General features: G+C 71.8%; 9 protein-coding genes and 1 pseudogene. 4 read left to right on the plus strand and 6 right to left on the minus strand.

Annotated features, from left to right (window positions below):
- Positions 1-2,205: a tetratricopeptide repeat protein gene (locus LIV37_RS32395; RefSeq protein ID WP_020871309.1), complete on the minus strand. Its 2,205-nt coding sequence runs from the start codon at positions 2,203-2,205 to the stop codon at positions 1-3.
- 8 nt (positions 2,206-2,213) lie between these two features.
- Positions 2,214-2,636, minus strand: coding sequence for a hypothetical protein (locus tag LIV37_RS32400; protein WP_020871310.1), 423 nt, complete (start codon positions 2,634-2,636; stop codon positions 2,214-2,216).
- A gap of 185 nt (positions 2,637-2,821) precedes the next feature.
- On the opposite strand from LIV37_RS32400, the gene LIV37_RS32405 reads away from it, so the two are divergent.
- Positions 2,822-3,463 (plus strand): superoxide dismutase, encoded by a 642-nt coding sequence (locus LIV37_RS32405; RefSeq protein WP_020871311.1) that lies wholly within the window; start codon positions 2,822-2,824, stop codon positions 3,461-3,463.
- Positions 3,464-3,585: 122 nt separating this feature from the next.
- Here LIV37_RS32405 and LIV37_RS32410 read toward each other — a convergent pair.
- Positions 3,586-5,166, minus strand: a pseudogene (locus LIV37_RS32410) (alpha-galactosidase); the annotation flags it as partial.
- Positions 5,167-5,440: 274 nt separating this feature from the next.
- Between LIV37_RS32410 and LIV37_RS32415 the strand changes: the two are divergent.
- Positions 5,441-6,223 (plus strand): class II aldolase/adducin family protein, encoded by a 783-nt coding sequence (locus LIV37_RS32415; RefSeq protein WP_020871313.1) that lies wholly within the window; start codon positions 5,441-5,443, stop codon positions 6,221-6,223.
- 86 nt (positions 6,224-6,309) lie between these two features.
- Here LIV37_RS32415 and LIV37_RS32420 read toward each other — a convergent pair whose 3' ends face one another.
- From LIV37_RS32420 to LIV37_RS32430, 3 genes are read right to left on the minus strand one after another with little or no spacing between them, the layout of a single operon-like run.
- Positions 6,310-7,824, minus strand: coding sequence for a tripartite tricarboxylate transporter permease (locus LIV37_RS32420; protein WP_020871314.1), 1,515 nt, complete (start codon positions 7,822-7,824; stop codon positions 6,310-6,312).
- Between the two features lie 2 nt (positions 7,825-7,826).
- Positions 7,827-8,450: a tripartite tricarboxylate transporter TctB family protein gene (locus tag LIV37_RS32425; protein ID WP_020871315.1), complete on the minus strand. Its 624-nt coding sequence runs from the start codon at positions 8,448-8,450 to the stop codon at positions 7,827-7,829.
- Complete coding sequence (locus LIV37_RS32430) at positions 8,447-9,460, minus strand: Bug family tripartite tricarboxylate transporter substrate binding protein (protein ID WP_121824245.1); 1,014 nt, start codon at positions 9,458-9,460, stop codon at positions 8,447-8,449. The genes LIV37_RS32425 and LIV37_RS32430 overlap by 4 nt, the downstream gene beginning before the upstream one ends.
- Before the next feature lie 113 nt (positions 9,461-9,573).
- On the opposite strand from LIV37_RS32430, the gene LIV37_RS32435 reads away from it, so the two are divergent.
- A complete protein-coding gene (locus tag LIV37_RS32435; protein WP_121825140.1) occupies positions 9,574-10,710 on the plus strand; it encodes a DUF5937 family protein in 1,137 nt (378 codons plus the stop codon).
- Positions 10,711-10,874: 164 nt separating this feature from the next.
- Complete coding sequence (locus LIV37_RS32440) at positions 10,875-11,708, plus strand: poly aspartic acid hydrolase (RefSeq protein WP_020871318.1); 834 nt, start codon at positions 10,875-10,877, stop codon at positions 11,706-11,708.
- Positions 11,709-11,807: the final 99 nt, after the last annotated feature.

Consider the following 11,807-nt stretch of genomic DNA (forward strand, 5'->3'; position numbering starts at 1 on the left):
TCAGGGCTGGGCTCGGGCTTCGGCTTGCCATTCGGCGAGCGACTGACGGTTCTGCGTCACGAACGGGTGCTCGGGGCCGAGCACCCGTTCGCGGCGCTCGATGACCTCCCGCAACGCTGCGACGGCCTCGTCCAGCTTGCCGAGCCCGTGGGCGACCCGTGCCTTCAGGTTCAAGGCAGCGAGAGTCTGCGGGTGATCAGGACCTTGGAAGCGGATGCGCTCGGTCAGGGCACGGCGGGCCACCGGCTCCGCCTCCACATACCGCCCCAGCACCCTCAGCCCCTCGGCATGGTTGTGGTGGGCCATGAGGGTTGCGAGGTGGCCGGGTGGCAAGGCGCGCTCACAGTCCTCGACGACTCGGGCCTCCTCATCGAACTCCTCCGAGTCGCCGAGCCGGGGCAGAACCTCGAGGAGCCACGCTCGACTGAAGAGCGTCTCCCCGGAGTCCTCGCCGAGCACCCGCCGCTGCCCGGTGATCGCGCGTCGCAGCAGGTGCACCGCCTCTTCCACCTGGCCGAGGATGGCGACCGGTACATGCAGAACAGCACACGTGCGCAGAGTGTCGGGATGGTCGGCGCCGAGAATTCGCTCGCGGCTCCGCAGCACCTCCCTGAGCGTCGTCTCCGACTCCGTGTAGCGCCCCATGCGGTGCTGGGTCCGGCCCATGATGTGGCGCGCGCTCAGGGTCACGGGGTGCTCGTCGCCCAGAAGGCGCTCGGCCTCGTCCGCGACGGCCAGGGACATCGACAATGCCACTGCGAAGTCACCAGCCGTGAAGAGCTGTTCCACGACGCGTACGGCCAACCGGGCCGCCCACTCGCTCGGCGAGCCGTGCAGCAAACGGGAGGCGTGCGGGGCCAGCAGCCGCAACTCGGTGCGTGTCTCGACCGGTGCGGCATCCTCCGGCGGCAAGGCCGCTCCCAGCAACCGGCCCGCCGCCTCGGCCAGCGGCTCGCGCCGCTCCTCCGGAACCCCCGCCGCGACGCTGTCCAGCAGCACCCCATGAGCCTGTACGCACCGGCGCCCGTCCGCCTCGACCATTCCGATCAGCGAATGGTCCAGCAGCCCGCGCAACGCGGGCTCGACCCGGTCCGCGGCGAGCGGCGGGTCGAGGTGGCCGAAATCCACCTCACCCCGAGCCACCGGCATCAGCAAGGACAGCGGCACCGGGTCCGCCGCCCAGCAGGACAGCAGCCGTAAGAGGGTCGTGGCCTCCGGCAGGCCCTGCCCGGCGAGGGCGTCCAGGGACAGCTGCCAGGTGCGACCGACGAGATGGCGGGACTGGCCGCTGCCGGTGCTCGCCGCGCCCTGGTCGACGAGTGCCGTCGAGTCCTCGCTCAGTTTCCGGTCGTACTCGTCCATGGACCACGACTCCAGAAGTTGATGCGACAGATGCGAGCCCGCCAGGGTCAGGGCCAGCGGCAGGCAGCCCAGCCGTCGCGCCACCTTCTGCGCCGATTCGACGGTGCCCGCGTCCGGGGCCAGATCGCACAGGACCTGCGCGGCGTCGGCCTCCGGAAGGACGCCGACGGGGTGGCGGGCCGCCCCGGCGCCCCGCCACAGCGGCGAGGTCGCGTGCCGGGTGGTCACCAGGACCGTGCCGAGCGGGCTGGTGCGCAGCCAGCCGCCCTCCTCCAGGACCGTCGGGTCGTCGGCGTTGTCCAGGACGAGCAGCCAGCGCTGGGCGGAGTGGTCCAGGTAGTGCCAGACCAGGTCGGCCGCGGCGCGCTGACCACTGGCCGCGGCGGCCAGTTCCCCGGTGGTCGCGCCGCGGTCGCCCGCCACGGCGAGCATGCCCGCGCGCAGGGAGATCCGCTCCGAGGCGTTCACCCAGAGTCCGACGCGTCCGCGGTCCCTTACGGCCTCCGTGAAGAGGGTGTGCGCCACTGCCGTCTTGCCGCAGCCGCCCAGGCCGTGCAGGACGTGAACGTCGCCACCGGGGCCGGTGACGGCCGCTCGCAGCCGCTCCATGAGGTCGGCGCGGTCCCGCAGGATGCCCGGTACCCGGGCGACGAGCGGCACCCTTACGGAGTCGGGGGCCGTCGCGCCCTGGGGCGGCCGGGGGCCGACCGGCTGCGGCGCGAGGAGGGACCCCGTTCCGGGCCCCGTCCCGGCCCCGTAGTGGTGGTGATGCTCCTCGATGTACTGGTCGCCGCCGGTCTGGAAGACCCGGCCCTGCCCGGACGCGCGGCCGTCGATGGGCATGGGGTCGCTCACCGCTCGGTGATGTGCTGGTCGCGCCCGGCCTGGTAGACCCGGCCGCTGCCGGACGCCTCGGCCGTCATGCGGATCTCACCGACGGCGGGGCGCTGATCGGGGAGGCGGGGGCTCAACTCGTCGAGGATCCGGCGCAGTTCGTCGGCCACTTCCGGCTGGGCCAGCAGCAGCCGACGCACCCGGCCCTGCCACTCGGCGGCCAGTTCCGCCTCGGACTCCGCGTCGCCCGTCTCGCGCGCGAGCAGCAGATCGTCGCGGCTCGCCTCGAACTCCTCGCCGATGCCGTCGGCTCTGTTGGGCTGGAACCTCTGCCAGAGCGAGACCAGGCCGTCCCTGGCCGACTCCCAGGCGGTGGTGGCCATCAGCGTGACCATGGTGGTGCCCGCCGTCCTGGCGAGATCGGCGATCTGCGGATCCATGCCCTCCCCCTTCGAGCGACCTTTGATCATAGGGCCGCCGTTCACCCCGCGCAGGGATCGGATCAGGCCACTCCCGGTGCGTGGGCCCGGCGCACGACCGGGCTGCGTACGGTGGCGGAAATCGCTCTTGCTGCTAGCGTGTACTTGCAAGTCAATTGCAATAAGAGCGGTCCGAAGGGCTTCGCATGGCCATCTACACACTTCCTGAACTTCCGTATGACTACTCGGAGCTGGCCCCGGTCATCAGCCCCGAAATCATCGAGCTGCACCACGACAAGCACCACGCCGCGTACGTCAAGGGCGCGAACGACACGATGGAGCAGCTCGCGGAGGCGCGGGACAAGGATCAGTGGGGCTCGATCAACGGGCTCGAGAAGAACTTGGCCTTCCATCTGTCCGGCCACATCCTGCACAGCATCTACTGGCACAACATGACCGGTGACGGCGGCGGTGAGCCGCTGGAGAGGGATGGCGTCGGCGAGCTGGCCGACGCCATCGCCGAGGCCTTCGGCTCCTTCGCGGGCTTCAAGGCCCAGCTGTCCAAGGCCGCCGCCACCACCCAGGGCTCGGGCTGGGGCGTGCTGGCGTACGAGCCGGTCAGCGGGCGGCTGGTGGTCGAGCAGGTCTACGACCACCAGGGGAACGTGGGGCAGGGCTCGGTGCCGATCCTGGTCTTCGACGCCTGGGAGCACGCCTTCTATCTGCAGTACAAGAACCAGAAGGTGGACTTCATCGAGGCCATGTGGAAGGTCGTGAACTGGCAGGATGTGGCGCGCCGTTACACGGCCGCCAAGGAGCGCGCCCACAATCTGCTGCTGGCCCCGTAACCGTAGTCCGGAGCCCTCACCAGACCCCCTGCTTGCGTGATCGTCTTCTCACCGAACACCGGGCAGGCGGAAAAGGGGCCCCCGCGCGGTCGACTCGCGCGGGGGCCCCGCCCCGTTCAGCCGCCGATGATCTGGGCGCCGTCGGTGCCCGGGAGGTCCTGGACGCTGATGGCGTCCGGGCCCCCGCTCACGGTCACGGTGTTGGCGCCCTTGGCCAGGGAGAGCAGGACGGACACGGTGCGGCGGGCGGTGGCGGAGCCGGTGGGCGGCAGGGCGAGCGTGGTGGCGTACTGGCCGCCGACACGCAGGGTGGCGGTGCGCGGGGTGTTGTCGCCGTTGGCGTAGGTGAGGTCGGCCAGTTTCAGCCCCGCCGTCTTGGCGGTGACGGTGAAGGAGCCGGTGGTGCTCTGGTACGAGATGCCGGGGGCCTCCGTGCCCGAGACGGTCAGCAGCATGGCCTCCCCGGCCGGGACGGTGGCCGTGTAGCCGCCGCTGTGGCTGCCCACCGAGGCGCGCTTCCAGGCGTCACGGACGGAGGCGGCGGCGCCGGTCAGCCCGAGGTCGGTCCAGCGGGCGGTGATGGGCTTGGCGGCGGAGGTGCGGTTGAGCAGCAGCACGGCGCGCTTCCCGGTGCCGGACAGCACCTTGGCGTACACCTGCAGCCCCGCGGCGTCCTCGGCGACCTTCACGCCCTGGAGTCCGCGCGGGTCCTGGTCGACGGCGATGACCTCGGGGTTGGTGAGGGTGCCCGCGGTCTCGCGCGTCATGGTGGTGAGGTCGTTCCCGGCGAGCAGCGGGGCGCCGGAGATCGCCCAGAGGCTCATATGGGTGCGGTCGAGCGTGGCGTTGGAGCCCTTCATGCCGACCATGAGCATGTCCGGGTCGTTGTAGTAGCCGGTGTGCTGGGCGGTGGGGTGCAGGCCCTGGTCGAAGTTGGACAGCATCGCGGTGGGCGAGGGCGTCTGGCCCCAGTAGATGATGTCGGTGCTGGTACGCCACAGATCGCCCACGCCCGCGGCCCAGTTCCACGGCCGCCCCGAGCCCCATTCGCACAGCGACAGCACCAGGCGGCGGCCGGTGACGGCGGTCGCCGCCTTGTTCGCCTCGCTGAGCGCCCGGTAGCTGGTCTCCTGGTCGAGCCCCTCGTCCTGGCCCCCGCACCAGTCGACCTTGACGTAGTCGAAGCCCCACTCCTGGAAGGCCCGCAGATCCTGCTCGTAGTGGCCCTCGCTGCCGCTGCCCGGGGCGGGCGGGGTGCCCGGCGGGGTGGGGTAGAAGTAGCCGCAGCCGTTCTTTCCGGCGTCGGTGTAGATCCCGGCCTTGAGTCCCTTGCTGTGGATGTAGTCGGCGATGGCCTTCATCCCGCCGGGCCACTGCTCGGTGTCGACGGTGATGTCGCCCTTGCTGTCGCGGGTGCCCCACCACCAGCCCTCGTCGATGTTGACGTACTCGTACCCGGCCTCGGCCATGCCGGCGGACACCAGGGCGTCCACCTGGGCCTTGATCGTGTCGTAGTCGATCTGGCTGGCGAGGCTGTTCCAGGAGGCCCAGCCCATGGGAGCGGCGGGTACGTCGGTCTGCGGGGCGGCGGCCAGGGTCTTTACGGCGGCGGCATCGGCGGCGGGGGCCGCGTCGGCGGTGGCGGCCGCGTCGGCCGGGGGTGCCGCGTACGCGACGGTGCCCACTCCGGTGGCGGTCAGCAGACCGGCCAGCAGCGCCCCGGCCAGGCGCCTGGGCCGTGGCCGTCCGGGGCGGGATAAGCGCGGCAGGCGGCGGGGGCGGGGGAGGCGGCGGAGACGGTGGAGGACGAGACGCATCAGGAACCACTCCCATTCGATATGCCGAACCATGTTCGCGATATGGGTCGCAGCTGGTCTCCGAAGGATTCTGTGGACCCGGTCGTTCGGTGACAAGAGGTGTGCGTGGGGAAACTGTCCCCTGACGTCACCGTCACCCCGCCCCGAGGGAGTCCTTACCGTGTCCGCTTCACCCCACCGCGCCGACCAGGCGCCCCTCGACGAGGAATGGCGGCTGCGCCGCGAACTCGCCGCCGTCTACCGCCTGGTGGCCCACTTCCGGATGACCGACCTGATCTTCACGCATATCTCCGCCCGCGTCCCCGGACCCGAGCACCACTTCCTGATCAACCCGTACGGCCTGCTCTTCGAGGAGATCACCGCGTCGAACCTGGTCAAGGTCGACCTCTCCGGCCGGCCCGTCGATGACACCCCGCACCCCGTCAACCCCGCCGGTTTCGTCATCCACAGCGCCATTCACGCCGCCCGCCCCGACGCCCACTGCGTCCTGCACACCCACACCAAGGCGGGCTGCGCCGTCGCCGCGCAGGACGACGGTCTGCTCCCGCTCAACCAGATCTCCATGGAGTTCTACGGCAGGGTCGGCTACCACGACTACGAGGGCGTCGCCCTCAACCTCGCCGAACAGCGCCGCCTCGTCGCCGACCTCGCCGACCACCCCGCCCTGATCCTGCGCAACCACGGTCTGCTGACCGTAGGCGAGACCCCGGGCGAGGCGTTCCTGCGGATGTACTACCTGGACAAGGCGTGCGAGATCCAGACCACGGCCATGGCCGGAGGCGCGAAGCTCACCATGCCCGACCCGGACATCTGCGAGCTCACCGCCCGCCAGCTGTCGGGCGAGGACCACGGCTCCGACTTCCAGGACGACCAGGCGTACACCCTCGCCTGGTCCGCCCTCCTCCGCCTGGTGGAGCGCATCGCGCCCGACCACCGGGACTGAGGCCGGCGGACCAGGCCGAAGGCGGCCGCCACGGCGAGGCCCCCGCGCGGACGGCTCGCGCGGGGGCCCGGCGGGGCTCGCGGTGGTCAGCCCGCCGGTTCCGGCTCGCGCTCCCGGTTCCGGCGCAGCGCGCGGGCGGCCATCGGGCCGGCCAGGGCGATCAGGGACAGGCACAGGATCGCGGCGGAGAGCGGGCGGGTGAAGAAGATAGTCCAGTCGCCCTCGCTGAAGGCCATCGCGCGGCGGAACTGGGTCTCCGCCATCGGGCCCAGCACGGCGCCCAGGATCAGTGGGGCGACGGGATAGCCGGCGCGGCGCATGCCGAAGCCCAACAGGCCGAAGAGCACCGCGATGCCGAGGTCGACCGCGTTCTGGGACAGGGCGTACACCCCCAGGGCGGCGAAGACCAGGATGCCCGCGGTGAGCAGCGGGCGGGGCAGCCGGAGGAGCTTCACCCACAGCGGGATCAGCGGCAGGTTGAGCACCAGCAGCATCACATTGCCGATGTAGAGGCTGGCGATCAGCGTCCAGACCAGCGCCGACTGGGTCTCGAACAGCTGGGGCCCGGGCTGCACGTTGTACATCTGGAACGCGATCAGCAGCACACCGGCCGTCGCCGAGGTGGGGATGCCCAGCGTCAGCAGGGGCATCAGCACCCCGGAGAACGCGGCGTTGTTGGCGGCCTCGGGGCCGGCCACGCCCTCGATCGCGCCCTTGCCGAACTCCTTCTTGTGCCGGGACAGCCGCTTCTCCACGTTGTAGCTCAGGAACGTGGGGATCTCCGCGCCGCCCGCGGGCAGGGCGCCGATCGGCAGCCCGATCGCCGTACCCCGCAGCCACGGCTTCCAGGACCGGCGCCAGTCCTCCGGGCTCATCCCGATCCTGCCGCCCACCGGGAGCATCTGCTCCTCGGGCGCCCGGCGCATCCGGGCCGCGGTGTAGAGCGCCTCGCCGATCGCGAAGAGGCCGACGGCGACGGCCACGATCTGGACGCCGTCGTACAGCTCCGGCACCCCGAAGGTGTAGCGCGCCTGGCCGGTGAGGCTGTCGATGCCGACGAGCCCGATGGCCAGGCCCAGGAAGAGGCTGCACAGCCCGCGCGCGGGGGCCTCGGCCACGACCGCGGTGACCGTGGCGAAGGCGAGGACCATCACCGCGAAGTACTCCGCGGGCTGGATCTTCTCGGCGATCTGCGCCATGGCCGGGCCCGCGAAGGTGATCCCCACGGTGGAGATCGTGCCCGCCACGAACGAGCCGATGGCGGCCGTGGCGAGCGCGGCCCCGGCGCGCCCGGAGCGGGCCATCGGGTGACCCTCCAGGGTGGTGGGGACCGACGCCGTCTCGCCGGGCACGTTCAGCAGGATGGCCGTGGTGGAGCCGCCGTACATCCCGCCGTAGTAGATGCCCGCGAAGAGCACCAGCGCGCCGGTGGGGTCGAAGACGAAGGTGAGCGGGAGGAGCAGCGCCACCGTGGTGGCGGGGCCCAGGCCGGGCAGCACGCCGACCAGCGAGCCGAGCGTGCAGCCCGCGAACGCCAGCAGCAGATGCAGGGGGCTGAACGCGCTGCCGAAACCGCCCATGAGGTCGTTGAGGACATCCATGGTCAGAACGCCAATCCGACGATGCCGGGCGGCAGGTGGATGCCCAGCAGACGGTCGAAGAGGAAGTACACGGCCAGCGCGAGCACCAGGCCGATCAGGGCGTCGCGGAGGAGCCGGCGGCTGCCGAGCACCCGCGCGACCAGCGCGAAGAGCACGGCGGTCGACTGCCAGTAGCCGCAGGGGGCCAGCGCGAACAGATAGCCGACCAGCAGCGCCAGCAGGGCCGCCACCGGGCGCCACTCGGTCAGCCGGGCCTCCTCGCGCGCCTGCTCGGTCAGCGCCGGGTCGCTGCCGCGGAACGCCTGGACGACGGCGACCGAAGCCGAGACGCACAGCCCCACGCCGACCAGCAGGGGGAACGCCCGCGGGCCCACGTCCTGGTCGATGGCCCCCTCGGGGATGGCGAAGGCCCAGCCCAGTACGGCCACGCCCGCCGCGAGGAAGAGCAGCGCGGCTATCCGGGGGCTCCAGGGCCGCTCGTCGAGCGGGGCCGTGCTGGCCGCGGCATCGTTCGCCGTACTGCCCTCTGCCGGGTTCGCGGTGGCGTCCCGCGCCGGGTTCGCCGCCTCGTCCCGCGCGCTCGCCGCCTCGTCCCGCGCGCTCGCCGCCTCGTCCCGCGCGCTCATGAGCCGAGTCCCACGGCCGTGAGCGCCTGGCCGACCTGGCGCTGCTGCTTGTCGATCAGGGCGCCGTACTTCTTCCCCGGCACCCACACGTCCTTCCAGTCGTTCTGCCGCAACGCCCGCTTCCAGCACGAAGTCCGGCGCATCCGGTCCACCACCCTCACGATCGCCCGCTGTTCGTCGTCGCTCAGCCCGGGCGGGGCCATGACCCCGCCGACGCTCACCACGGCCTCGTCCTCGTAGCCGAGTGCGCCGAGGGTGGGGGCGTCGATGCCCTCGGGAGCCTTGTCGCCGCTGACCGCGAGGACCCGCAGCTTCCCGGCCTCGATCTGCGGCCGGACCTCCGTCAGCGTGGAGAGGCCGACCTTCGAGGCCCCGCTCAGCAGCAGGTTGAGCACCTCACCGCCACCACCGGTGGGCACATACGTGACCTTGCGCGCCGGGATGCCCTCGGCCTTGGCGAGCCCGGCCACCGTGATGTGGTCCGGGCCGCCCAGCGACCCGCCCACCCACGACGTCCGCTTGGGGTCCTTCCGCATGGCGGCCAGCACCGAGCGCAGATCGTGGAAGGGGGAGCGGGCGGGCACCACGATCGCGGAGGTGCTCACCGTGAGCCCCGCGACGGGGGTGAGCTCGGACAGCTTCACGGGGGAGTGGTTCTGGATGGCACCGCCGATCATGGTCACCGTGTCCATGGTCATCAGCTGGTACGGATCGCCTTCCCGCCCCGCCATCCGGGCGAGCCCGATGGTGCCGCCCGCACCCGGCGCGTTGGTGACCGTGACGTCCTCGTCGATGGTCTTGCAGCTGGTGAGCGCGGAGCCGATGCCGCGCGCCCGCGAGTCCCAGCCGCCGCCGACGCTCCCGGGAGCGAGGATCGAAAGGCCCCGGGACGGATAGTCGGCGACGGCGCCCGAGTCGTCCAGCGAACCGATGGTGCACGCACTGCTCACCGTGGCCACGAGGGCGACCACCGCTGCCAGACGAGGGCCGTTCCTGAGGAGAGGAGGCATTGGGGACGCTCCAGGCGAGGGAGGGGAAGCCGAAGTGGGCTGGAGCTTGCGCCTCCGCCGACGGCCCGTACAAGACGATTGACTCGAAGGCATCAATGGCCGACGCTGCCCGGATGCCCGTCGTGATCGAGCTGGGGTCCGCCCCGGAGCACCGCATCAGCACCCGGCTGTCCCCGCTCGCCGAGCTGTGCGCCTGTCTGCACGCGTTGGACGGACCACGCCACCATCCGGCCAGCAGGCGCTGGGTGGGTGCGGTCCTGCATGGCGCGGACGAGCGGCTGCTGGAGCGGGCCGGCGGGTGGGCGCCGCTGTGGGGCGCCTTCCGCGCCCGCTATCTGCTGCCCCTCACCCCGGGCCCGGAGCGCGAGCTGGAGGAGGAGCTGGCGGAGGTGGCGCGGCTGGACGAGGAGACGTTCGCGACCATGACCGAACAGGCGCTCGTCGGCAAGAACGGCCACGGCCCGGGGCCCGGGCATGGTCCGGGGTCCGGTCATGGCCCCGGCTCCGGCTACGGCCTGGGCTCCGGGGCCCGGCGCGGCGGCCGCGCGCCGGAGCGCTTCCTGGCCCGGCTGCGGCAGCTCTCCGAGCGCCGGTTCGCCCTGGGGCTGCGGCTGCTTGCCGATCCCTCCGGATTCCGCGACGCCCTCCTCGCCTTCCTGTCAGCCGTGGCCGAGGAGGTCTTCGAGGCGGAGTGGACGCGGCTGCGCCCCGCCCTGGAGGCCGACGCCCGGGTCCGCTCCCATGAACACTCCCGCTACGGCGCTGCGGTGCTGGCCGGGTTCCCCACCGCCCGTATGGAGCAGGACCCGCCCCGGGTGGTCTTCGACAAGCTCTACAACGCGCGGGCCAGCCTCGCCGACAGTCCCTGTCTGCTGGTGCCGTCGCTGCACATCAACCCGCATCTCGCGATCAAGCACTACCCCGGCTACCCGGTCGTGGTGCAGTACCCGGTGCGCGACGGGGCGGGCGCGGAACCGACCGCCCTGGACGTGGTGATGCGCGGGCTGCGGGCGCTGGACGAGCCGCTGCGCATCCGGATGTGCCGGGCGCTGCTGCGGCAGTCGATGACGACGACGGAGCTGGCCACCCAGTTCGAGATGACGCCGCCGCAGATGTCGCGGCATCTGCGCAAGCTGCGGGAGGCCGGAATGGTGCACACCCACCGGGAGGGGGCGCGGGTGCACTACCAGCTGGACGAGGCGGCGGTGCGCAACCTCGGCGTCGACCTGCTCTCCGCGCTGCACCGCTGAGACAGCACCGACGGAAGCACCGACCGAGGTATCGACGGAGACATCGACGGAGGTATCGACGGGGACATCGACGGAGGTATTGACGCTCAGGCGGCAATCATCTTGAGCGTGCGCCGACCGTTGCGGATCGTGGCGGCACCCGCGACGGCAGAAGGAAGCGATACGTGACCACCCCCCGCGTCAAGACCACCAAGGCGTTCTACCGCACCGGCTCCACCACCTGGTTCGCCTCCCGGCAGGACCAGCGGTTCTCGTACGGCCTGCACATCCCGTCCGTCCACGAGACCACCGACACCCCGCTGCCGCTCATGGTGATCCAGCACGGCACCGGGCGCACCGCGTCCCAGTACCGGGACGCGATGGCCGAGTTCTCCGAGCGGCACGGCTGTGTCGTGCTCACCCCGATGTTCCCGGCGGGCATCGACGACCCGGAGGACCTGCACAACTTCAAGTTCATCGAGTACCGCGGCATCCGCTACGACGAGCAACTGCTCGCGATCGTGGCCGAGGCGGGGGAGCGGTTCCACATCGACACCGAGCGCTTTCTGCTGCAGGGCTTCTCGGGCGGCGGGCAGTTCGCGCACCGCTTCCTGTATCTGCACCCGGACCGGCTGTGCGGAGTGTCCATCGGCGCGCCCGGCCGGGTCACGCTGATCGACCCGGACCGCGAGTGGTGGCTGGGTACGAAGGGGTTCGAGCAGCGCTTCGGGGCGCCGCTGCGGCTCGAGGACATCCGTAAGGTGCCCGTGCACATGGTGGTCGGGGCGGAGGACACCGAGACCTGGGAGATCAACAACCCCGGTGACTCCAACTGGATGGACGGCGCCGACGCCGTCGGGCGCACCCGCGTGGAGCGCATCACCGCGCTCCGGGACAACTACACCGAGCTGGGCGTCGACGTCACCCTCGACATCGTGCCCGGGGTCGGGCACCGGGGGATGGGGGTGCTGGACGCGGTCCGGCGCTTCGCGGAGCGGGTCCTTCCGCGCGTCGTCTGAGCCCTGCGGGCCCGGATGCGCCCACGGAGACGGCTGTGCCCACGGAGACGGCCGTGCCCCCGGGCGGCGGCGCTGTGGCGGCCGCCACCCAGGGGCACA

Source organism: Streptomyces rapamycinicus NRRL 5491, from assembly GCF_024298965.1.
In the GTDB taxonomy this organism is placed as follows: Bacteria; Actinomycetota; Actinomycetes; order Streptomycetales; family Streptomycetaceae; genus Streptomyces; species Streptomyces rapamycinicus.